Consider the following 24,136-nt stretch of genomic DNA (forward strand, 5'->3'; position numbering starts at 1 on the left):
AATAGATTTTTAACCCTCCAAAACTGACAACCAAAAAACGTACAAGACCCATTGTATAGCTTTTTTAGGACGGGTCATGCTGTTTCGAAATCGAACGTCAGCCCGTTCGCTTCTAACACATGTGGCTATTCAAGGACAATGTAACAATCTGTATATTAGGAAAATATGCTTTTGGCTCATTTATTGAGCCGATGTATTTGAGTTGAAACAATATACATTCCATATCACAATCTATGACCTGACTTTCGTCGCCCTGGTTTTTGTTGCACTCACAGTTGCAACCCAATTGTGGGTCAGTAAAAGCGACAGTAGGTCCCCTAACCGTTTTTTAGCATCAATATTAGGGATAGTTGTTTTGTGGATAGCACGACAATTGGCCATTGATATTGGGCTATCTGCTAATCTTCCTCAATGGAGTCGTTTACCCCTGGACTATTCTCTGGCTTTAGGTCCCCTTATTTACTTTTATGTGCGAAAAATAGCCCGCCCGGATTCAAGGTTTCAATATGTTGACCTATTGCATTTTGCTCCTTTACTGATGCAACTAACTGTTTTCGTCCTTGAAACTATTCAAGGTATAAAAACAGGCCGGGAGAATTTTGACACATCAGCATTTCAACGGTTAAACCCGGTATTACATTTATTAGTGTTCATTTCGGTGGCCATTTACTTATACCTCTCACGCGAACTTATTGCGAATTATTACCGGCAATTAAAGTTTATCGAAGGCGACCGGTACAGGAACGAGTTCCGGTCGCTTAGCAGGTTTCTGACAGGTCTTGGTCTTTTGTGGCTGTTATGGATACCATATTCCATTGTTGATTATTTTTTCTACAATTACCGGCTAAGAGCAGAGAGCAGCTATCCGTTATATATCCTTTTAACAACGATGTCCATCTGGATGGCCGCGCGCGGTTTTCTCAAGCATAGTATTGTCGTTACCAACGAGGCGATGAGGGTATCGAAACCTTCACTTCCGTCAGAGCTTCGGAAGAAAGCAGTTTGGCTCAGGAAAACCGTTAAAGAAAAACGATATTTTGAGGATCCCGGATTAAGTCTAGTAACCCTTGCCGAAAAACTAGAGCTGACTACGCACGAGCTATCAAGGATGCTCAATACCGCGCTCAAAAAAAGCTTTAACGATTTCATCAACGAATACCGCGTCGTGATAGTGGTCCAAAAAATGCAGGACCCCGCATTTGATCATTTAACGCTGCTTGGCATAGCTTACGACTCTGGGTTTAATTCCCAAAGCACGTTTCATCGTGCATTTAAAGAATTGATGGGCAAAACGCCGGCAGAATACAAAAAAGAACTCCCATCTTATAAATTGACAGTTGCTAAAAGCTTCTCAGCGGTAATTTCGAATCAAGAAACCATCCCGAGATGGTCTTTTGAGAAATTAAACCGCAATTATATGTTTAGAAATTATTTAAAGATCGCCTGGCGCAACCTGCTGCGTAACAAAGTTTACAGCGCACTGAATATTACCGGGCTGGCTTCAGGCATGGCCGTCGCCCTGCTCATTGGCTTATGGGTATACAGCCAGGTTTCCTACGACCGTTTTCTGCCCGGCTACGAACTGGCCTATAAAGTGCGGTATAATACGAATAACAATGGCGAGATCAATACGGGGGGGGCCACGAACCTGCCTTTGGCGGAGGTACTGAAAAAAGATTTCCCGGAGATCCGGTATGTCGCGCAAACCGATTGGATGGGCTCACATCCGCTCAGTGTCGGCGATAAGAGGATCAACGTGAACGGCACGATGGCTGGGGGAGACTTCCTGAAAATATTCCAGTATCCGCTCGTGCAGGGCAATCCAGGCGCCGTACTCCGTGATCCTTATTCCATCGTATTGTCCCAGGCTACCGCTACCGCTTTATTCGGCAGCGCTGACCCGATGGGCAAAATGGTGAAGATCGATAATTTTCATGACCTGCGGGTTACCGGTATCCTCCAGGACGTACCCGCCAATTCCACCCTCCAGTTCAGCTTTATCGTCCCTTTTGCCTATTATGCGGCAACGGATGATGAGGTTAAACGTTCGATGAACGACTGGAACAACAATTCCTTCCAGACCTTCGTCGGCTTACAGCCAAGCGCCTCTTATACCGAACTGGCGCCCAAGCTGAAAGGAACGCTGGTGAAATACAGCTCGAAATATTTTGCGCAGACCAAAGCAGAGCTGTTCCTGGAGCCCCTAAAAAACTGGCATTTGTATGCGGAGTACCGGAACGGCACCGTAGCTGGCGGCTTAATCGATTATGTGCGGTTGTTTGCCCTCATCGGCATCCTGATCCTGGTCATCGCCTGCATTAACTTTACCAACCTGGCTACCGCGCGTTCGGAGCAAAGGGCACGCGAAGTGGGTGTCCGTAAAGCCATCGGTTCCAGCCGTAAGGACCTGATCCTGCAGTTCCTGACCGAATCCATGGCCTTAACCAGCATCGCCTTTTTGCTTTCCCTGCTGCTGGTCATCCTGGCCCTTCCGGCCTTTAACAACCTGACCCATGCCGCGATCAGTATCCCTTTTGCCAGCGGCCTGTTCTGGCTGATCATGCTGAGCTTCGTCTTGTTTACCGGCCTTCTTTCCGGGAGCAGGCCCGCCTTTTACCTGTCTTCCTTTAACCCGGTGAAAGTCTTAAAAGGAACTTTTCAAACGGGGAAAACCGCCAACCGGCCCCGGGAGATCCTGGTCGTGCTGCAATTCAGTTGCTCGATCGCGCTGATCATCAGCACCATCGTTATTTACCAGCAGATACAGCATGCTAAGGACCGCCCGGTAGGCTACGATGCCAGCCGCCTGGTCATGAGCGACGCCACGGGCGACCTGACGCGCAACTACGACGCCTTTAAAAGCGAAATGGTGGCCACGGGCCTGGTGAGCAGTATCACCAAATCGTCCAGCCCGGTTACCGACCTTTGGGCCAGTAATAGCGTCACCAGCTGGTCAGGCCAGCTGCCCGGCGAAACGCTGAGCCTGGCCATCATCGGCGTATCCGATGCGGATTATTTCAGGACCCTGGGCATGCGAATGGCAGCAGGCCGAAACTTCACCGGTAATCTGGGGGCAGATTCCCTGAGCGTCGTCCTTAATGAAGCGGCCGTCAAACGCATGCGCTACAAAGACCCGATTGGCCAGGTGATCACCTGGCACACCGTGCAGCAGCGGGCCACCGTCGTTGGTGTGGTTAAAGACGCGCTCATGGCGTCCCCATTTTCCAGTTCTGTACCGACTATATTTATTTACCAGCCTAGCTGGTCAAGCGTCGTGACCTACCGCCTGTCGCCAAAGGTAAATACCCGGGCAGCGCTGGCCAAACTGGCGCCGATATTCACACGTTATAACCCGGCCATACCTTTTCAGTATCATTTTGTGGATGAAAGCTATGCCTCCAAATTCAACTTCGAATCCCTGATCGGCACATTGGCCGGATTGTTTGCTTCCCTCGCCATCATCATATCCTGCATCGGCCTGTTCGGATTAGCAGCTTACATGGCCGAAAAACGCACCAAAGAAATCGGCATACGAAAAGTATTAGGGGCCACCGTCCCGCAGGTCTGGTTACTACTGTCCAGGGAATTTGTGATCCTGGTTCTCATCAGCTGCCTGATCGCCAGCCCCGTTTCCTGGTACTATCTCCATGACTGGCTCTTAAAATATTCCTACCGGATCACAATCGGGCCGGGGGTGTTTGTAGCAGCCGGCGCGGGAGCTATAGCGCTGACCTTACTCACCGTCAGCTTCCAGGCGATCAAAGCGGCGCTGATCAATCCTGCGAAAAGTTTAAGGACGGAATAAACATTATCTATCTTTTAGAGCAAACAAGGTACTGTATAAGACGATTATCTTCCGAAATGTCTGGAGTGCAGCCGTCTTTGCATTTTTTACCATCGACAAGCTGTTTATGCAGGGCAAGCAGGTCAAATATTTTAACAACGAGTAACGAATGGTAAGACACGCAGGCGAATTTGTAAACAATAACTTATTGACAATAAATGCTGTATGATGATTCAGGAAACGGCTAAGTGTCATTTTAGGATATTTTTCACAAATTCTGTCAAAATCAATTTTAGGAATTTCCCAAATTTCACAATCTTCCAATGCTTCCAGTTTCGGGAACACTTTGACCATATTACTCCTTGTATGTAAATTGAGATTAGGGAATTATTTTTACCTTTGCATTCCACTTGTCACGAATGAAAAAAATACTAAACCTGTCATTATTCCTGGTGATCATAATGTCTGCTTGCAGTAAGCAACAGTCCGTCCAACCAAAAGATACACTGATGAACCGGGTGAAAATAGAGCGGCTGAACAGTGCTTATACCTGGGGACAAGAAGTAAAACTGACGATTGATTCTCTGAATGTTCGTGGCCCCGGCGATGTTACTATTGATTTTGGTTCCGGCTTGACCCTTCACCCCACACGCACCGATACAAACAGCGTTTATTTCAACGTGCCTTATACATTGGTGAACAACACAAATATCTTTAATGTGATCATTGGCGAGTTAAAGAGTAATGACGACTACTTAACTTTGATGCAACCCCATGTGTCTGCCGTAAATAGTTCTTCCGTGCAGCCTGGCAGGACAATGACTATAACGGGGCAATATTTTAACCCGGTGTTAGCCAATAACCAGGTACAAATCAATACTACTTTCGTCACGGTCGTTTCGGCTACACCGACCCAACTCGTAGTAAAAGCAGATAATTCAATCATTTCGGATCAGGGAAATCTGACGATCATTACAGGCAACGGGCTGCAAACCATGGCCTACGGCAATTATACAGTTTATCGGTACCTGACGCCCAGGAGTGATTTTCCAGGACCGGCACGTTTCGGCGCGACTGCCGTTACCATTAACGGAAATATTTACTTTGGTTTGGGTAAATCGAAGACAACGAACCTGGGACTGGACGACTGGTGGAAATATGACCCGAACGCAGATAAATGGACACAAATAGCCAATTGCCCGATGGCTACCTTTATTGCGAGCTCCTTTAGCATTGGTTCAAAAGTCTATGTCGGTGTAAGCGCGGGGCTTATGTACTACAATGCTTTCTTTTGTTACGACACTGTCACGGACACCTGGAAACCGGTGGCTTCATTCCCCGGTAAGTATGCCTTATTCCCAATGAGTTTCAGTTCAGGCCAATATGGTTACCTCGTAGGCGGGACCCAGGTGTCGTCCGGAAGCAATGGAGGAAATACAAACGATGTTTGGCGATACGATCCGGCAAGCGACAGTTGGCAGCAATTGGCGCCTTTTCCGGGTTTGGCGCGCGATGAAGCGATAGTATTTACATTGAACAACAAGGGCTATGTCATCGGCGGGGGCGCTGCAAACGGAGGGTCGAACCCTTATCAAGCAGATGCTTGGTCGTTTGACTTCGCGACAGAAACCTGGAGGCAGTTAGCTGCCCCGCCGCAGAACGTGCCCCGGAGCGAGGGTTTTGCATTTTCTCTTCAAAATAAAGCATATGTCGGCGGCGGAAAAATTAAAGACGGCAATGTTGAACCATATGTATATGAATATGATCCCATGACAGATACCTGGAGCATAAAGGAAAAAATATTTGACCCCATCAACCTTTTTTCTGCTGCTGCGAGTGTCAACGGTACCGGTTACGTGATCACCGGTGAAGGCTATTTCAACTTCGACTTTGCCGGCTCGCAGCGCTTTTTCCAATTTAAACCTTAAGCGAATCTATTTGAGCCAAAATAGGCCGTATTGACTAAGAAAAGATTTAAAATTATTCCCAACGGGAATCGAATTTTACGTCCATTCAATCGAAATCTAATCACCTGGTTTTTTTACTATCTTAACCTCACACCTCGGGTAATTCGAACACCCATAAAACTCCCTAAAACCACCTTTTCTCTTGACCATCACCCCCTGGCACTTCGGGCACCGCGGCGCTGATTCTTCCTCACTTTTACCATACCCGCAAACCTCCCGCAACTCGCTGAGAAACTTACCCGGCCGCGTCGAGCTATACATCAAATAATTCTTATGCCTGGCCCTGGTTATCGCCACATAAAAAACCCGCCGCTCCTCCGCATTCTCAAACGAATCCCCTTCATGCAAAAGACAATCCAGCAAAGGATCATCCGCGATCTCCGACGGGAAACCCATCGTCCCCGAATCCACATCAAGCAAAATCGCATAATCACAAGTCATCCCCTTTACCCGGTGAGCCGTATAATACGAAATCGACAGCCCCGGAAACTCCCTGCAAATTTCTTCCAGGCTGACCGGCACATTATGATGATACCGGCCAATCAAAAAAACACTTGCATCCGGCTGCTGGGACTCCACATCACGCAACAGCCGCCTGATATGATCTGCCTTCGCCTGCTGCATCGCCTCAAAACCACCCTGCACATCCAAAGCCACAAACTCGAAACTATTCGTAATTGCTACACGCCCAGCCGACAAACTCTTTCTAAGCTGGGCAGGATTCTTCTGAATAAACTCACTCGACACCCTTAATATCTCATCATTAAAACGATAAGTTTTCAGAATAGAGGTCTTATTGGTAAACCCAAAATGCTTTTCAAATTCCGTAATAATCGAAATATCGCTACCCGTAAACCTGAAAATAGATTGCCAGTCATCGCCAACGGCATACAACTTCACCCCTGGATTTTGCTTTCTGATACTTTTTAATAAAGCATAACGTCCCATCGACATGTCCTGGAACTCATCGACCAGGATATATTTATAAGGCTTTTTAAAATCGCCCTGCTCAAAATGCGCACCCGCATGATTGATCATATCATTATAATCGATCTCTGATTTCCCGGCAAGCTGCCTTTCATATTCCTGGTAGATCGGGGTAAAAACATCCATAAATACTTTGAACCGCTTTTTGTTCTGCCTCCCTGATACTTCCGCAGGCGTATTATTATTGGACTTCATCAGTGTAAGGAAAGTATGAATCAGGCCAATAAAGTCCTCGAACTGCTCCGATTTTTTAACCAAAGCGAGCACCTCCTCCGGACTACGCTGCGTTAACGTGACGCCATGTTCCACCAATTTCTTTTTCAGGTTTGACAGCAAGGTCCCATTCCGGTTTTCAAATGAATAAGTTTTGATCAGTGTCGTGTTATATTTCTTATGGATGCCGTCCTTCCACTGTATCCCGGCATGATAGGTCTCTTTTGCGCCTGCAAAACCATTTTTGGAGGAAAACCACTCCGGCACATTACCTTGTTGATCTATTCCATAATGCTCATGCCAGATATGATAGTCCGTTAGATAAAAGTCCGGGTGATAAGAAGCGTAATTCGGCGCACGATCTTCTGGCCTGAGCGGGTAATGTTTTTGATACTCATAATTCACGCTCCACAAACAAAAGAAATTCCCGATTTCCATTTCCTCCTTGCTATTCACCTTAATGCCATCGAGCGTGACATTCTTAAAACTCTCCTCATGCTTGATGTATTCGTCCCTGGTTTTAAAAGCGAATTCATCGCGCTCCGGCCGGTTAAAAAATGCCAGGAAATTGATTGCCTTCTTTTGAAAACCATCATCTTCTACAAACAATCTATAAAATGTCTCTTGAATAAATTTCTTTGCTGCCTGGTTATCCCCATCAAAAGCCAGATGCAATTCATCCTTAGAACAATCCCGTTTCACAAAATAACCAAAGCTATTGAAAGTCTTTACCTCCATCTTTTCGGCATCCGGGATCTCCTGGCAAAAGCGAAGACACCTTTCCCGCATTTCCTTTACCGCATTATTGGTAAAGGAGATGATCAAAAGATCCTCAGGCCTGGCCAATCCTTTTTTCAGCAGATAGGCCACCTTACCCGCAATTGTTGTAGTCTTACCTGTACCCGCGCCAGCGATAACCAGGTTGTTATCCTCATCCCGGATGATCGCCTCTACCTGGTCAGCCGATAGGGGATATTTTTCCAGCATATGAAAGAAATCAGCATACCGATCGCTTTCCAGTTTGACAAAATCATCGTTATATTTTTTTCGAATAGCTTTTATATCATCATACGTAGCAACGAAGCGTGCAATATGTCCCGTGAGCGCCTCTGTCAGTCCTAAACGATCAAAACCCGACGGAACAAGTTTTCTGAGTTCGCTATACTTAGTCGTAAATAGAATTTCATCGCGAAAAGAAAAGTAAAAATCATTGGAAAATAACTTGTCGATTTCATCGGCCGCCGCGATAAATTGCTCCTCCAGCAATGGGATTTGCTTCCTGAATTTTTTCCGGGCCTGCCAATCATAATAAACCTTCCAGATTCCCCATATTGACAGGCAAATCAGGAAAACCTCCCAGAGCATCATGATATCCAATTGGCTATGATGGGACATGGATTTGTGGGTGATGAAGTTTTGGTTGGGGTATTAGATATAAATATAAGAATTCTTGTTCGTATTGGTAACTGGGGGCCAGACGTAATTGTCCAAACAAGCTCTTGAAGGGACAATAAAAAATAATTCTATACCAAACTAAAAAATAGGGGTGTAGAAAACGCTAAGGACCGGTAGCGTGTATTATTTATTAATTAAAATCATTTCAATTTGTTTAGGATTTTCTTTAGAATAATAAATATTTATACTGCCGATTTTAAAACCTCCTACCGCGTCAATTGTATCTTAGAAAAAATCAGTATTTGATAACAGATGGAAAATAAAATTGCCGTTTGCAGCCGCCTGATAGCCGAAAAAGGTTTTACAATTTCATTTGCTGAAAGTGCGACAGCGGGCTGGCTTTGCTCCGAATTTGCCCTCACGGAACAATCGGGACAGGTATTAAAAGGAGGCATTGCCTGTTATGATGCAGATTTGAAAGTATCCCTGCTCGGGGTACCCCAAAGTCTCATTGACCAGTTCACACCGGAATCCATGGAAGTGACGCGTGAAATGGCATATCGTCTGGCGAAATTGATACCGGCTGATATTTATGTTACCGTTACCGGGCTAACGACTCCAGGAGGAAGCGAAACGCCTGACAAGCCGGTCGGTACAATGTTCGTTTTTGCTTTGATCAATGGTCACCCGGCAAGTTTTCGGAAAGTTTTTGCCGGCTCTTGCGAGGAAATCATCCGGCAGACCATCAGTGCTACTGCCGAGTTGCTGATCGGCGAATTAAGTTGATGAAATCGACGAATAAAAAACTAATATAGAGTAACTCCGCTTATTTAAGCAGCTGTTTGCTGATCAAGAAAAAAAAGGAGATGTAATATGAACGCAATTATTGTAACAAACAAGGATGCGGGATTGGCCGGAATGAAACTGGTGGAGGCCCCTCAGCCATCGCCGGCGATAAACGATGTTATCGTTCAAGTATTTGCAGCCAGTATTACCGGAGACGAGTTGTCGTGGCCGTCGACCTGGACAGATCGTGCAGGCGTTGACCGGACGCCGTCTATCCCCGGTCACGAACTGGCTGGTGTGGTAACCGCGTTGGGCTATGGCACAACGGGATTATTTGTTGGACAACGGGTGTTTGGTCTTCAGGATTGGTACCGCAATGGTTCCTTGGCAGAGTACGTGGCCATTGAGGCGCGTAATCTGGCCCCATTGCCGGACGATGCCGACTTCAATGATGGTAATGCGCTCGTGATGCCCGGCTTAACCGCCTGGCAGGGGCTTTTCGATCATGGTCAGCTCCAGGCAGGGCAAAGAGCCCTGGTGCACGGGGCGGCTGGCATTGTCGGTTCAATGGCCGTTCAACTCGCGCGTGATGCCGGGGCTCACGTGGTCGGCACCGGGCGCTCTAATCACCGCGAAGAGGCACTTGGTTTCGGCGCAAATGAATTCATTGACCTCGAAAGAGAAGCACTTGAAAATATTAGCCAGGTCGACCTGGTTTTTGATGTTATCGGCGGCGATGTCGCCAAGCGATCTTTAGCTTTAATTCGCCCCGGCGGAAAGTTCATTACTATCGCGGGACCCATTGAAGAGCAGGCCAGAGGCGTTCAGAATATCGACTTTGTTGTGGAAGCGGACCGATCTCAGTTAATTGAAATCGTGAAGAGGCTCCGGGAGGGGCGTTTGAAAACGAACGCGGGCAGCGTTGTTACACTCGAAGACGCAGTCGCAACTTATAACTCGGCTGGTCAGCTTAAGGGCAAAACAATAGTCCGCGTACGTCAATAAAAATCCGGGGAGGCCGAATATTTTATATTAAATGGTCCGACGTGGAATTCTTGGAGGATTATCTGACATAAAATGGGAGGGGAGCGGTTCGGATTTAGTCCGATTGGGGCTCTAATTCAGCGATGCTCCTTGCAATTCGTTCAAAGCTCATTTAATAGGACTTGCTTTTGGTTCGAGGGGGGCAATTTTCCGTTTAATCGCTTTTTTACAGCTATTCTCCTCGGCGTAGCGCTGCATCACGCCAGATTGCGTATGAGCTCGTCACGGAATATCAAATCAACAACCTCCCATACCGCCTTACTGCCTGCTAAATTCCAATTCAGCTGGTATCGGCCCGGCGTCCATGTGGGCGATTTTTGAAGGTGGTATATAACCGGTTTCCAGCCTGAAATCCTGCCGCTGGTGCAGGTATTCGATACGGAAGGGATAAAAGCCTTTTTTTAGCGGAACGATATAGGAAAAGGTTGGCTTATTATAGTCTCCATCCCATTCAATAACAGGCTTATTTGCGAGCAAGAGCCTGGAGCCTTTATCAGCGTTGATGAAGAAAATATAATACCCATCTTCTTTTGCCTCGAACATACCATCTATGGCCAAAGCGAAATGGGTTTTGCGCGGCAGGCTATCCAAATTAAAGTCTTTATTGAAGATGCCTGATTTTGCTGGCTTTATGGTTTTCAGATCCGGCCAGGCAGACCAGTTGCCCTCATAATAGGTGTAAGCAAACCCACCGCTATGCCAGTTTCCTGAAATCTTTGCAGGTACAGGCGGCTTTTCCTCAGTGAAGGTTCCGGTGGTAATCTTATCATAGCGCGGGCGGTTGCTCATGGCTCTGTAAGTAACAATACCAGGCCTGTTGATAACTTGTTGTTGTACAACCAACGGCGATCCGGCCGTCGGCATCGAAGCATCTAGCGTGTAATGCACACCGGTTGTGTCACCATCGATATATAACTTAATCGGCTTATCTTTTTCGACAATTCCATTCATCGGATGAAAAAGCAGCGTCGGGGTTAAGCCTTCGTAGGTATATTTTAAACCATCGTAAGTTGCCTTAAACCGCAAAGAGCTATGCGTCTCCCTGTCGTATGGCTGGACCTTCCACTTAAAGCCTGTTGGGGCATACTGTTTCAGAATGCTTTCAAGGGTGTCTATTTTCATTCCGTTCAAAGCTTCCCCGTTCCGGCCTGCCACGTATAGTGTACTATTGGTGAGTGGCAGCGATCCGAGTCTTGCGGCAGCCATTTTCGCTACCAGCGAATGATCCCACCACATACTTGGATCAACCGCAATAAACGATTTGAATAGCATTGGTTCATTCAGCATAGCATAAATTGCAAACATAGCGCTGAGCGAATGCCCCCATAATGTATTATCACCGTTCGACGGATAGTGCTGATTGATAAAGGGAATCAATTCGTTTTTTATGAACGCCAGGAACTGCGGTGCGCCCCCCGAACCTTTCCATTCAGCTAGGTGCGTTGGCGTGAGTTCCACATTCCGGTCAATCCCCATTATGCTTACAATAATGGTTTGCGGCATAAAACCCTGGTCCTGAACAAAACGTTGTACTTGCGATACAAGTCCTGTGTTCCAGTTACCGCCATCCAGCACATAAAGCACGTCATACTTTTTATTTTCCTCCGGTTTGAAGTCGTACGGCAAAAACACCTGGAACAATCGCACCTGGTTTAGTACGGTTGAATGCAGCGAATCCAGCTTACCGTGAATGGGTGAACGCAGTACCGTATCCTGCGCATGACTGGCATTAACTGACGTAAAAAGGGTAAGCAGAGCGAGAAAAAGTTTTTGTTTCATGGTGCCGATAAGACGTGGAATTTGCGTCTTCCGTTACAGTAATCGAGACAAAAGTACCCGCTGTCCAAAGTTTTAACAAGCTGATGGGATGGTTTCAATTTGATTTTGATGAATATTGATTCGACAATTTATATTTGCATCGATGTAAGGTTTAAGCCCCCGACGCGTAATGCAAATGGGGGTTTTTCGTTTATATTGAGGTATACCAAGAGGCGGCCTTGCGGGGGTAAATATTAACTATGAGAAGCAGGAATCCCGTAACTAAAAAACCCTTAAATAAGTTGTAAACAGAACATTAAACCTCGTAAAAAGAAATATAATCGCTGTTTTAATCCTATTCATACTCATTCACGCTGTTGTTATCAAGGCAGATGCCCAGATTGAAATCCGGGCACCAGGCGTGGAAAAGATATCATCGGGTGCCGCCGATCAATTTACACCATATCGTTTTTGCGAGAAATTGCCCTTTAGAGCTGCACTAGGTGAACTGCCGGCAGGCAAACTGCCATTTAAAATTAATGAGATCAAAATAAAAATAAATACCTGTTTTGCCTGCTGTTCCTTGGCTGCAATTGAACTTAATGTCAGCGATGGAATTGTATTGATTATAACGTCGAATCGAACGCACATTTTTGGAATGCGCATATTTTTTGCGGTTAATGTCACTTTCAACTACCACTTAAACCTAATATTCCCAATTTACCCCTCAAAAACAATGAATTTGCCCCTTGTTGAATAATTCATTAATGGTACTTTTATAAAAAACGAAGCAACTCAACCAGTTGCGCTGGTTGCTGACCCTATACTAATTATAACACCTATCCCTTTTTTATGAAAGACCATAAACTTAAAACATCATCAAAGTTTGCAAAACAATCAGGCGAATTTCTGATTCGAAAAGCCCTGGCAGGTAAACGAACTATCCTAGCAGTTGCAGTCGAACAATCCTCAACATTCCCTTACATTACCTCAATTGGAGATATCTGACGTTATTTAATGGGCGCGGTCTCCCTTACCTGAAATCCTGAAAAATAAACTATTTGCAATAAATAGTCAGTGCAATGAAATTGTCTCGCTAACAATAAGTTGCGTGTCTTCAGTAAAACCGGATAGGGAAAAGCCGCAACCCGAGACACTCATTTAAAAAAATTATAATGAAAAAGGTAAAATTAACTCTTGATGAAACAACCAAATGCTGACAAAGGAAAAAATGAAAAGTGTTTTGACCGAAGATCACAGCGTTGACGTAACATGGATATAGTCATAGAGATTATACCTAATCTTAACAAAGAGGTACATTAATTAAAAAAACGGATGCCTGTTCAGGCAATAGCCTAATGAAGACAATACCTATCCCAACTTTTATCATCAACTTAAAAAGCCGGGTCGATCGCAGGCATCACATTTTAAACGAGTTTGCCGGACATTCAGAGTTTAATGTAAATATTATTGAAGCTCACGAACATCAAATAGGCTCGGTTGGTTTATGGTACACTATAAAAAATATTTTGCAAAAGACAGCCGATAGTGACTGCGAATATGTCCTTATTTGTGAAGACGATCATCAGTTTACCCCATTTTATTCAAAGGAATTGCTTTTTAAAAGCATAAGCCAGGTAAAAGAACAAAATGCAGATATCCTGATAGGCGGCGTTAACTGGTTTGACGGAGTGGCGCCGGTGAGCGATAGCTTGCTTTGGTCGTATATCTTTAACGGCACCCAGTTTATAATTGTATTTAAGAAATTTTTCAACACCATATTACAGGCAGATTTTGATAACTACGATGCTGCAGATTTTAAAATATCCACGCTTACGCAAAATAAATTTATAATTTACCCTTTTGTTTCGGTACAAAAAGATTTTGGTTATTCGGATGCTACGCCACACAACAACTTGCCGGGCCGGGCTGATGAGTTATTTTCAAAAAGCTCAGAGTGGTTGCAAAACTTAAAAAACGTAGCGTCCCATTATAAAAACTTTCCTCAGCCCGACGAAGCGGATGTTGAATTATACAGCACCCTAACCATACCAACCTATATTATTAATTTACCGGAACGAGGAGAAAGGCTGGCCCATATAAAACAACAATTTGAAAACAAACCCGAATTTGATGTCACCATCGTCGAGGCCTGCAAACATGAAATTAATTCGGTTGGATTATGGCAAAGCATCCGGAAAATTATTCAGATGGCTATTGACGCGGATGATGATGTGATCATTATTTGTGAAGATAACCACGAGTTTACCGAACATTATTCAAAAGCATATTTATTGAAAAACATCATCAGTGCTCACGCAAGCGGGATAAATTACTTATCGGGTGGTAGTAGTTTTACCGAGAATGAAGTCTTGATTACACCTAACCGGTTTTGGATTGCCCGTTGCCTGTCCATCCAATTTATTGTTTTATATAAGCCGTTATTTCAACAAATATTAGATGAACCTTTTGACAATAATGTTATTGCGGATGACTTGCTTTCGGAAATGACCAGCCAAAAAACAGTTTTATACCCTTTTGTTTCTGTACAAAAATATTTTGACCATTCGGATACAGTTACTGTTCGCAGTGATCAGGACATAACAGCACAAAACGTATTTGCAGTTTCGGCAAAAAAATTAGAAAGTATTAAACAGGCATATATCAGGTTCAATGTTTAAGGAATATTAACAACAAAGAAATTGTCTCGCGAACAATAAGTTGCCTGTCTTCGGTAAAACAGGATAGGGAAATGCCGGAACCCGAAAATAGAGGCACCAGTTTTAATAAATTGTAATGAAAAAACTAAAGCTCAAAGCGTTTGAAATAAGCGCCACAGGTTTGCTTACAAGAGAACAGCTCAGAAATGTGATGGGAAAAGGCAGCATAGGCGCCAATTGCTATCCGGACGGCCCGAACAACCCCATTTGTGGTTCCGACATTTGCCTCAATGGTCATTGTGCTCCGGCTCCTGATAATTGCACTTACAACGGATGTCCCTGGAGTTATTATTGTCTCAACGGTGTTTGTGTAAGATAAAGTTGATGGAATCGACACGGATAAATTTCCCGTAGAACAGTAAACATCCTACGCAACCATCGTTTACTTGTGAATGCCAGACACTCTTATGGCTGCTTTTACTTGATAAACGATGGTTGCGTTACTAATGTTTGTCTACCTGAGCGGAAAGCGATTGGATGGATTTTATCGTTCCTGTTTCGCGAACCGCTGTAACCTGGCTAATTATTTTGACATCAATACTTGTATTATTGACATATATAAATTATGTTTGAAATAGCCAATTGGTATTCCTAAGTATCAGTTTTATCGGACCTTATTATGAAAAACAATCTGGATTACGTCTTAACCTGTCTTACACGGCAACTTGATTTACTTAATAGTATTGATATAGGATTAATGGAAACTTCCTGATCATTTAAGTTTGTCCCAGGGCAGATATTCAAGCAATACCCCGCCGAATTTATTAAAGGGCGCGGCTTCCGAACACTATAAACCAAATATTTCCATATAAAATATTAACAGCAAAGAAATTGTCTCGCGAACAATAAGTTGCCTGTCTACGGTAAAACAGGATAGGGAAAAGCCGCAACCCGATAATAGAGGCGCAATTTAAATAAATTATAATGAAAAAGCTGAAGCTAAAAGCGTTTGAAATTAGCGCTACAGGGGTGCTTACCAGAGAACAACTCAGAAATGTGATGGGAAAAGGTAGCATAGGCGCCAATTGCTATCCAGATGGCCCAAACAATCCTATTTGTGGTAATGATTACTGCACTAACGGTCATTGCACCTCGACTCCTCCTTGCCCACCGGGTTATTGGTATGGGGGAGGGTTTTGCCATCCCAATTAAACCTGCGAACACCCTACGCAGCCAAGATTATTTGTGAGTCGCCAAACATTTTTATGGCTGCATTTACTTGCTGAAACATGGTTGCATTACTAATGTCATTAACTTAAGCGGAGATCGACTGGCAAAACTTTGTACTGACAAGAAGGTTGTTGTATTTTTTATTTTGTTGATCACTCTCCCTAAAGTTAATGGCATTTTCTTACCCTCAATTTATTAGTAATTCTTTTATAACGATAGCATATGTTTAATCTCATTGAAAGACTATTTTATCCTAAAAGCAACGGACCCGAAACTGTAAAATTATTGACTGATATTTTGCAGGTAAAAATAACACAGACTACACTCACTAATGAATTAGAAACCCACCCGGACTATCCAAGTCTGCTAAGCATCAGCGACGTGTTGAATAATTACGGTATAGAAAACGTAGCTATTCAATTAGACCCGTCTAGACTTGCCGAAGCCCCCACTCCTTTTATCACAACAATTAAAAATGAAAATGACAGTGCTGAACTTTGTACTGTAGTTAAAGAAATAGCAAAAAATACTGTTTTATTTTTTGATCCCGTAAAACACCTATGGACCACGGTATCCAGGGAAGCTTTTTTGAGCATGTTGTCAGGCCCAATCCTGCTCGTCGAAGCTGACGAAGGGGCAGGTGAGAAGGATTACCATGAGAATGCTACACAAGAAAGGAAAAGACGCATAACGCTTCAACTTAGCCTGTTCTTTCTTCCCGGTGTCGCGCTCGGGTCCGGAGTTCTCGCTTTAATGCAAAACGGGGTAACATCTTTTTTGCCATTTTTATTTTTAATGCTCACAATTGTAGGGGTATTGCTCGGTGTGGTGCTTATCTGGCACGAGGTAGATCAGCACAACCCGGTTTTGTCGCAGATATGTAAGGCCGGAAAAAAAATTAACTGTAATGCTATTCTTCATTCAAAAGCAGCCAAAATAGCGGGGATTAGTTGGAGCGCGATTGGCTTAAGTTATTTTATAGGGCAATTGCTGTTATTGATGTTCACAGGAATTACAAACGCGAACACCCTATTTGCCTTAAGCTGGATTAGTGTTATAGCATTGCCCTATATCTTTTACTCGTTATATTACCAATACAGCATAGCTAAGCAATGGTGTGTGCTGTGCCTTTGCGTGCAGGGTGTATTGTTATTACAATTTTTAACAGTACTTGCAGCAGGTGGTCTAACACCCCTTAGCTCTTTATTACATAATTTGAGTTGGGCGTTAACTATATTAATTGCCTTTATTTCACCGCTTATTGCCACTGTATGGCTTATGCCGGTAATACTAAGGGCAAAAGAAAGCAAGAGTTCGCAAAACAAATTGCAACAGCTGAAACACAATCCTCAAATATTCGAGTCATTGCTTGCCAGGCAAAAAGCAGTCACCGAATCTACTGAAGGGCTTGGCATTACATTAGGCAATCCGGCAGCAAAATATAAACTGATAAAAGTTTGCAACCCTTATTGCGGCCCATGCGCAAAAGCGCATCGGCCAATAGAAGAATTACTGGCGAATAATCCCGACGTGCAGGTACAAATTATTTTTACGAGTACCAATAAAGACGGGGATTACAGAACACCTCCGGTGAAACACTTAATGGCCATAGCTGAGCAAAACGATACAGGATTGACAAAACAAGCCCTGGACGATTGGTATCTCGCCGAAAAAACCGACTACACGGTTTTTGCTGCTAAATATCCCGTAAACGGTGCCTTAAATAGACAGGATGCGCAGATAGAGGCAATGAGTAATTGGTGCAACAAAACCGGCATCAGTTTTACGCCTACATTTTTTGTATCACTTCAGCCCGTCAAAAACGGAGAATCCCAAACTATGGAAGAGGAGTTTTATCAATTGCCCGAAATATACAGTGTAACCGATTTGAAGTATTTTTTAAGTTATTAATGTTAAATCCATAAAACACCTATTCTCCGGCCGTTGAAATGCCTATGCTTAAGCACATTGGGCTTCACCGTCCGCACTCGCGATTTGAAACAACATTCATTCGCAGTACTGAGAGAGTTGACGGTTAATAGTCAAGCGGTGTAAAAAGAATAAGAGATTATCGATGCTCCTAAAATGACAGAAAAGTAAAATTTAATTAAGGCTTAATTTGAAAAAATTTATTAACTATAAACAGTTAGACGCTATGGACTGCGGCCCTTCCTGTTTAAGGATGATTGCCAAACATTATGGGCGTAGCTATAGCCTGCGTACCCTCAGCAGGCTCTGCGGATTTAACCGGGAAGGAGTATCGTTGTTAGGGTTGAGCGACGCCGCTGAAAAAATAGGATTCCGGTCCATTGGCGTTAAGTTAACCAGCGAACAATTAAAGGAAGTTGAGTTGCCTTGTATTTTACACTGGCGGCAATCTCATTTTGTGGTTTTATATAAGGTCAGGAAAAACAAATATTGGATAGCCGACCCTGCTGCTGGCCTGGTTGTTTTGGATGAACCCACTTTCAACAGCAGTTGGGCAAGTGATAGTGGCTCAGGCATCGCTTTATTGTTAAGTCCTACACCACAATTTTATGAGCAGGACGACGAAAAGGGAAGCGAGGTGCGATGGGCATTTCTTTTACGCTACCTGATCACCTACCGCAAACTGGTTGTCCAACTGCTGCTTGCTCTGGGTGTGGGAAGCATTCTCCAGCTTATTACCCCATTTTTAACCCAATCGGTGATTGATATCGGTATTAATACCCGGAACCTGAACTTCATCTATATCATTCTGATTGCCCAGGCTATGCTGATCGTCGGCCGGGTAAGCGTGGAGTTTATCCGGTCATGGATATTGCTCCATATAAGTACCAGGGTCAACATTTCCATTCTCACCGATTTTCTGATCAAGCTTATGAAATTGCCTATAAGCTTTTTCGATACGAAAATGACGGGAGATATCATGCAGCGCATGAGTGATCAGAAGAAGATCGAAAGTTTTTTGACCGGTTCAACTTTAAGTACATTGTTTTCGATGGTCAACCTTCTGGTTTTCTCGGCCGTGCTGGCCTACTATAACACGGCCATATTCTCTGTTTTCGTAATAAGCAGCATCCTGTATACAAGCTGGATAGTCATATTCCTGAAACGGCGCCGTATGCTTAATTACAAGAGTTTTGAGGTAGCATCCAAAAATCAAAGCAGCATAGTACAACTCGTAAACGGCATGCAGGAAATTAAGCTGAATAATTGTGAACAGCAAAAACGATGGGAATGGGAGCACATCCAGGCGCGTTTGTTTAAGTTTAATGTAAAAAACCTGGCCCTAAGCCAGTATCAGCAGGGCGGCTCGACCTTTATTAATGAAGGCACCAATCTTTTGATCACATTTTTAAGCGCCAAAGCTGTAATTGATGGGAATCTTACCCTGGGTGCAATGATGGCTGTGCAATATATTATCGGGCAATTGAATAGCCCGATACAGCAATTTTTAGGCTTTATTCAGGGTTATCAGGATGCCAAAATAAGCCTGGAGCGATTAAACGAGATTCACCAGATGGAGGATGAAGAGCCCGCAAGCAGAGATTGGAACCAAAGTTTACCTCAAAACAAAAGCATCTCCATTAATAATCTTACTTTCAGATATCCCGGTGCAGGAAACGAACCGGTGCTCGGGAAAATTGATTTGCACATTCCGCAGGGAAAAACGACCGCCATAGTGGGCATGAGCGGTAGCGGCAAAACAACCATTCTGAAGTTACTGCTCCGGTTTTACGAACCTGAAGAAGGAGAAATAAAAGTGGGTGATCAATTGCTGGATAATTTTAGTTTTAAAGTCTGGAGAAGTCAATGCGGTGTGGTCATGCAGGACGGTTTTATATTTTCGGACACTATAGAACGCAATATTGCCGTAGGTGATGATTACCCCGACAGGGAAAAACTAAAACACGCCATCAAGGTGGCCAACATCCAGGATTATATAGATGGGTTGCCTTTGGGCTTAAATACAAAAATAGGTGCCGAAGGCAACGGAATAAGCCAAGGACAGCGCCAACGGATGCTTATTGCAAGGGCCGTTTATAAAAATCCTCATTATATTTTCTTTGACGAGGCAACAAACGCTCTTGATGCCAACAATGAACAGACGATAATGAACAACCTGGACGAATTCTTCGCAGGACGTACGGTGGTAATTGTCGCACACCGGTTAAGCACGGTCAGTAATGCCGATAATATCGTTGTATTGGATAAGGGGCAAATCATCGAACAAGGTAGTCATTACGAGTTAACAGCCCTTAAAGGCGACTATTATCGTTTAGTTAAAAATCAATTGGAATTGGGAACATGAGCATGCCGGAAGTTTATATAAAACAGCCTGAAGAAATTCGTCATAGCGAAGAAATGGAGGATATTATAGCAGTTCCCCCATCGTGGATGCTACGATGGGGAGTTACGTTATTTATTGGAGTGCTGATTTTGATCATCGCTCTTTCTACCATCATTAAATATCCTGACGTTGTGGATACCACTTTAAAAATCGAGTCGCCCAATGCCCCTAAGCCGATAGTGACCAAGGTACAAGGCAAACTGGTTAAAATATTGGTGAAAGAAAACCAACAAGTTGATGCCGGTCAGCCGCTGGCTTATATTGAAAGTACAGCTAATCATAACGAAGTGCTGAAACTGATCAATCAACTTAAATACCTTCAGAAGATTGTATTATCAAATAAATCCGACAACGGGATTTCCCTGGATAAAACAGACAACTCGCAGTTGGGCGAGTTGCAAGCGTCTTTCCAATCTTTCTCACAGGAATATTTATCGTATCGTTCCGCTGTTGAAAACGGCTTTTATATCAAAAAGAAGGCATACCTGCAAAAGGACCTTATTGATCTGAATAAACAGGAAGTGCAATTAAAAGCACAGAAATCGATCCAGGAAAAAGATCTTAGCCTGGCTGAAGAAGAATACAGGATGCACCAGAAGCTGGCAAAGGAGAGAGTAGAAACATCAGCCGAACTGAGACAGGAAGAAAGTAAATACCTGGCCAAAAAGGCGCCATTGATCCAAACAGCCACATCGCTGGTTGCAGCGAGTACTAATTACTCGGCTAAGGAAAAGGAGATACTGGAACTGGACAACCAAATAAATGAAGAAAAATCTAAATTTTCACAGGCATTAAATAGCTTGATTAGTCAGGCTGACGATTGGGTAAGCAAGTATGTCCTAATCGCTTCCCAACCGGGCAAATTGGCCTACGTCGGCATCCTCCAGGAAAGTCAGGTTTTGAACACTAATCAGGAAGTGTTTTACGTCAACCCGGGTAATGAGGCTTTCTTCGGGGAAATGGCGATACCACAAAATAGTATGGGTAAGGTTAAAGAAGGGCAGGAAGTTTTAATAAGACTGAAAAGTTATCCGTTTGAGGAATATGGCATGCTAAAAGGGAAGCTCAGTCATATAGCTGAGGTTCCGTACAAAGACAGTGTTTTTTTATCTAAGGTTGATTTTAAGATAAGAAATGCATCTGATATGAAGCGCCCTATTCATCTGAAACAAGGTATGACAGCAGATGCAGAGATTATAACCCAGGACGCCACGCTTTTAGAGCGAATCGGCAGAAATATCGTTAAGTTGATTGACAGCAGATAATAATTTACGAATATCGGTCAAGAAGGACCAAGTTTATCAACTCGTATGGAGAAATTAGAGGAATAACTTAGGCGGGTGCAAGATTTGGTTCGTATTCTGTCCGGTCCGGGCGTAAAGAAGAATTAAATAGACAATTCGACTAAATAAATAATCGTAGTTTATGCTCATGAAATTACCTAAAGCGATCTTATTGCCCACTTTGTTGTTGTTGTCGAACCTTATTTACGCACAAAAAGATTCCATTGTGTTTAAGATCCCAACGGAGGGGGATAAAGTAGTGTATAGCGGAACGGTCCCTGTCAATAATAAAAACCGTTTCACACTCGAAGCAGCTTCAAAGGCATGGCTGGTCAACTATTTTAAATCTTACCGTTCTGCCGGCCCGGCCGATAGCCAGGACACCAGCAGCGTGTTTAGCCAGGGTTTGCTGGAGTATAAAGTGCGACCGGGCATGGTCAATATCCCTTTCTCCTGCCAAATAACACTGCGCATTACCTGCAAGGACGACACCTATGCCTACCGTATCTCTAACATCTTTTTCAGGCCGAAAAGTGATTTTCTCGATGCTGCAGGTTACCAGAACAGCCCGGATTATTTAGTGAAGGTTGGCAGGCGGAAACACCTGGGTTTTGGAACCGCCTGGAAGGTGAGCCGGGGCCAGATCAGGGAATATCTTACACAAATGAATACTGCAATACTAGCTTGTATCGCTTCCCTGAATAAAGCAATGATTGAGTAAAGGAAAAGCCAGCAACGCGATTAATTGGGTTCCAACCCCCCGGCTGGCTATTTTAAATTATACTTAATTAGCATCAAAATAGTCGAAAGAAACAGACTTTGAGACCCCAAAGTATTCAAATATTTTAATTATTTTTAGGTTAGTTCTCACCCGTCCATTCCGCTAAAAGGGTATCACTGCTAAATTTAACTTTTAGCACCAAGCATCGCGGACCTGACACGACAATTTTGGGTTTCCCTGAATTTTGGCAAGGGTGTCACTATTGTAATCCCCATTAATGAACCGTCTGCGCAAAATATCCGCTTTGCCGATTGAAAGTTGATAGCGATGCATGGCCAGCCAAAAAAGATATTTATAAAATTACAAATTGTCTTTTGCTCTTGATCGCCGGCCTGCGTTTATTCACAGTGGTGTATTGCAGTTAATTAATTAAAAATTAGTAAATTAGTTAGGTCGAAAAAACGCTCAAGCGCCGCCCTCAAATTGGATTATTCTATGATCGAAAAAACATTAAAAACCTTCGATGGGAGCTTAAGGGTGCGCATACCTACTATCCTCAACGAGATTACACTCGGCCAAATGATCGGGATGCAGGAAAAACATTACCTCAATGACCTCGATGCCATCAGCATTCTCTCCGGTGTATCGAAAGATGAACTCAACAACGTCATTAATTTTGACGAGTTTAACTTTTTCGGCGAATGTGTCCAATCACTGGTCCGGCAAATAAAATACCTGTATAATAGTGATGCGGTGCCGCATCATGTGACCTTTTTACTTGGCAAACGCAAAGTAGTCGTTAAAGTGTCCCATCACCTATCGATTGAACCTGCCGGTGCATTTCTGGCAGCCCGGGATCTTATTGCCGACGAGATCAATTACCACATCCTCCTGTATGGCGAAGAAAACTGGAAGGAGCATTTTCAGCCATCCCTCAAAGCCTGTTGCAACGTACTGGCACAATACTTTTTTTGCAGGGCAACAGGCAAAAAATACAATGAATACGAAGCCTACGATTTTAACGAAGAAGTTAAGAAATTACAGGTAACGGAGGTGTTACCCATAGCCAAGCATTTTTTTACCAGTTATCCCGACTTATTAAAACAGAACATCGGGTTCTTTCAGCGCCTGCACCTGTACTGGAGAAGAAGGCAGGTATTAAGGCGTTTGAAAAATCTAAATGGATAAACCAAACGATATTCTAATCATATGGCCGTACTAAAACAAAAATACAGCGCATCTTAATTATCCTATTGCGGGTGCCAATGAGGCATCTTGAAGACTTTCTGGATTTGTAATTTCCCGTCCTATAACAATTATCCCGGCCCAACGCTTTTACATAAAACAATAGTTACCTTGCCATTAATCGACTATATAAAAACCAATGCCCTGATTCTTGCCGTCCTGATCGGGTTATATCCAAATCAATGTTTCAAATTTTGTAAGCCGGTAATTTGCCTGTTTAAGCGATTTATCGCCTGCTGTATATTGTGCAGATAAACCGATGAATAAATCCTTGAATCGATACCAAGAGGCCCTGGATCTCCGGGATTGATATACAGCGGTGGCCGGAACCGATGGGCAATTTCCTGAAGAAGTTTGCAAATAGCTTCTTCTTTAGCCGCAAATCCTGGATAAATGCCAGTTAAATTAAAGGATCTGATTACCATATTACCCTCCAAGTCTGTTACCGTTACTGATAAGACTGTCGATTGCCCCGGCGGAGGAACATTGACTTGCACTCTCTTAGTTGTTGAAGTTGGCTGAACCACAAAAGTGGCAGTGCCCGCGTTCCATTGAAAAGTATAGGGAGGCACTCCATCTTTAGGCAAAATACGGAATGCCCAGACACTACCTGCAACCGGCCCGGGATTGCATTCATCGCCGTTCGGTTTTATGTAACTAAGTGTGGCATCCAACGTAACCGGCTTCTGATCTATCAGAGCGTCTATCAGGTTGATCCCGGCTAAACAGG

The 24,136-nt window shown here is 43.8% G+C and carries 14 protein-coding genes; 11 read left to right on the forward strand and 3 right to left on the reverse strand.

Going from position 1 to position 24,136, the window contains the following annotated elements; all coding sequences use genetic code 11:
* Positions 1 to 202: 202 nt before the first annotated feature.
* Together Q3A68_RS14655 and Q3A68_RS14660 are read left to right on the forward strand one after the other, a co-directional pair.
* Positions 203 to 3,805, forward strand: a complete 3,603-nt coding sequence (locus Q3A68_RS14655) for an ABC transporter permease (protein ID WP_302901853.1) — start codon at positions 203 to 205, stop codon at positions 3,803 to 3,805.
* A 398-nt stretch (positions 3,806 to 4,203) separates the two neighbouring features.
* Positions 4,204 to 5,712, forward strand: coding sequence for a Kelch repeat-containing protein (locus tag Q3A68_RS14660; protein WP_302901854.1), 1,509 nt, complete (start codon positions 4,204 to 4,206; stop codon positions 5,710 to 5,712).
* A 96-nt stretch (positions 5,713 to 5,808) separates the two neighbouring features.
* On the opposite strand, the gene Q3A68_RS14665 is transcribed toward Q3A68_RS14660, so the two are convergent.
* On the reverse strand, positions 5,809 to 8,346 hold the full coding sequence (locus Q3A68_RS14665) for a UvrD-helicase domain-containing protein (protein WP_302901855.1): 2,538 nt from the start codon (positions 8,344 to 8,346) through the stop codon (positions 5,809 to 5,811).
* Between the two features lie 312 nt (positions 8,347 to 8,658).
* Here Q3A68_RS14665 and Q3A68_RS14670 point away from each other — a divergent pair, with 312 nt between their 5' ends.
* Both Q3A68_RS14670 and Q3A68_RS14675 read left to right on the forward strand, forming a co-directional pair.
* Entirely contained in the window at positions 8,659 to 9,132 is a 474-nt protein-coding gene (locus Q3A68_RS14670) for a CinA family protein (RefSeq protein WP_302901856.1), read from the forward strand.
* A gap of 87 nt (positions 9,133 to 9,219) precedes the next feature.
* Complete coding sequence (locus tag Q3A68_RS14675) at positions 9,220 to 10,137, forward strand: NADP-dependent oxidoreductase (RefSeq protein ID WP_302901857.1); 918 nt, start codon at positions 9,220 to 9,222, stop codon at positions 10,135 to 10,137.
* A gap of 297 nt (positions 10,138 to 10,434) precedes the next feature.
* Here the strand turns inward: Q3A68_RS14675 and Q3A68_RS14680 are convergent, their stop codons facing one another.
* The gene (locus tag Q3A68_RS14680) at positions 10,435 to 11,955 is read right to left on the reverse strand and encodes an alpha/beta hydrolase-fold protein (RefSeq protein ID WP_302901858.1); all 1,521 of its coding nucleotides are present in this window, start codon (positions 11,953 to 11,955) and stop codon (positions 10,435 to 10,437) included.
* 1,337 nt (positions 11,956 to 13,292) lie between these two features.
* Here Q3A68_RS14680 and Q3A68_RS14685 point away from each other — a divergent pair.
* The 7 genes from Q3A68_RS14685 to Q3A68_RS14715 all read left to right on the forward strand — a co-directional run bounded on the left by Q3A68_RS14685 (position 13,293) and on the right by Q3A68_RS14715 (position 23,349).
* The gene (locus Q3A68_RS14685) at positions 13,293 to 14,615 is read left to right on the forward strand and encodes a glycosyltransferase family 25 protein (RefSeq protein ID WP_302901859.1); all 1,323 of its coding nucleotides are present in this window, start codon (positions 13,293 to 13,295) and stop codon (positions 14,613 to 14,615) included.
* A gap of 115 nt (positions 14,616 to 14,730) precedes the next feature.
* Positions 14,731 to 14,973 (forward strand): hypothetical protein, encoded by a 243-nt coding sequence (locus tag Q3A68_RS14690; RefSeq protein ID WP_302901860.1) that lies wholly within the window; start codon positions 14,731 to 14,733, stop codon positions 14,971 to 14,973.
* A 1,073-nt stretch (positions 14,974 to 16,046) separates the two neighbouring features.
* Positions 16,047 to 17,735, forward strand: coding sequence for a vitamin K epoxide reductase family protein (locus Q3A68_RS14695; RefSeq protein ID WP_302901861.1), 1,689 nt, complete (start codon positions 16,047 to 16,049; stop codon positions 17,733 to 17,735).
* 208 nt (positions 17,736 to 17,943) lie between these two features.
* Complete coding sequence (locus Q3A68_RS14700) at positions 17,944 to 20,118, forward strand: peptidase domain-containing ABC transporter (RefSeq protein ID WP_302901862.1); 2,175 nt, start codon at positions 17,944 to 17,946, stop codon at positions 20,116 to 20,118.
* Positions 20,115 to 21,422 carry an HlyD family secretion protein gene (locus Q3A68_RS14705; RefSeq protein WP_302901863.1) on the forward strand — a complete coding sequence of 436 codons (1,308 nt, stop codon included), beginning with the start codon at positions 20,115 to 20,117 and terminating at the stop codon, positions 21,420 to 21,422. The genes Q3A68_RS14700 and Q3A68_RS14705 overlap by 4 nt, the downstream gene beginning before the upstream one ends.
* Before the next feature lie 160 nt (positions 21,423 to 21,582).
* The gene (locus Q3A68_RS14710; protein WP_302901864.1) at positions 21,583 to 22,161 is read left to right on the forward strand and encodes a DUF4468 domain-containing protein; all 579 of its coding nucleotides are present in this window, start codon (positions 21,583 to 21,585) and stop codon (positions 22,159 to 22,161) included.
* Positions 22,162 to 22,656: 495 nt separating this feature from the next.
* Positions 22,657 to 23,349 (forward strand): hypothetical protein, encoded by a 693-nt coding sequence (locus tag Q3A68_RS14715; RefSeq protein WP_302901865.1) that lies wholly within the window; start codon positions 22,657 to 22,659, stop codon positions 23,347 to 23,349.
* Positions 23,350 to 23,585: 236 nt separating this feature from the next.
* On the opposite strand, the gene Q3A68_RS14720 is transcribed toward Q3A68_RS14715, so the two are convergent.
* Positions 23,586 to 24,080, reverse strand: coding sequence for a hypothetical protein (locus Q3A68_RS14720; RefSeq protein WP_302901866.1), 495 nt, complete (start codon positions 24,078 to 24,080; stop codon positions 23,586 to 23,588).
* Positions 24,081 to 24,136: the final 56 nt, after the last annotated feature.

This window comes from Mucilaginibacter tolerans, assembly GCF_030519375.1.
In the GTDB taxonomy this organism is placed as follows: domain Bacteria; phylum Bacteroidota; class Bacteroidia; order Sphingobacteriales; family Sphingobacteriaceae; genus Mucilaginibacter.

Bases quoted from the DNA above. Each gene is read 5' to 3' on its own strand.
- Q3A68_RS14695 (WP_302901861.1), top strand. From the start codon at position 16,047: ATGTTTAATCTCATTGAAAGACTATTTTATCCTAAAAGCAACGGACCC.
- Q3A68_RS14705 (WP_302901863.1), top strand. From the start codon at position 20,115: ATGAGCATGCCGGAAGTTTATATAAAACAGCCTGAAGAAATTCGTCAT.
- Q3A68_RS14660 (WP_302901854.1), top strand. From the start codon at position 4,204: ATGAAAAAAATACTAAACCTGTCATTATTCCTGGTGATCATAATGTCT.
- Q3A68_RS14690 (WP_302901860.1), top strand. From the start codon at position 14,731: ATGAAAAAACTAAAGCTCAAAGCGTTTGAAATAAGCGCCACAGGTTTG.
- Q3A68_RS14680 (WP_302901858.1), bottom strand. From the start codon at position 11,955: ATGAAACAAAAACTTTTTCTCGCTCTGCTTACCCTTTTTACGTCAGTT.
- Q3A68_RS14685 (WP_302901859.1), top strand. From the start codon at position 13,293: ATGAAGACAATACCTATCCCAACTTTTATCATCAACTTAAAAAGCCGG.
- Q3A68_RS14665 (WP_302901855.1), bottom strand. From the start codon at position 8,346: ATGTCCCATCATAGCCAATTGGATATCATGATGCTCTGGGAGGTTTTC.
- Q3A68_RS14670 (WP_302901856.1), top strand. From the start codon at position 8,659: ATGGAAAATAAAATTGCCGTTTGCAGCCGCCTGATAGCCGAAAAAGGT.
- Q3A68_RS14710 (WP_302901864.1), top strand. From the start codon at position 21,583: ATGCTCATGAAATTACCTAAAGCGATCTTATTGCCCACTTTGTTGTTG.
- Q3A68_RS14675 (WP_302901857.1), top strand. From the start codon at position 9,220: ATGAACGCAATTATTGTAACAAACAAGGATGCGGGATTGGCCGGAATG.
- Q3A68_RS14715 (WP_302901865.1), top strand. From the start codon at position 22,657: ATGATCGAAAAAACATTAAAAACCTTCGATGGGAGCTTAAGGGTGCGC.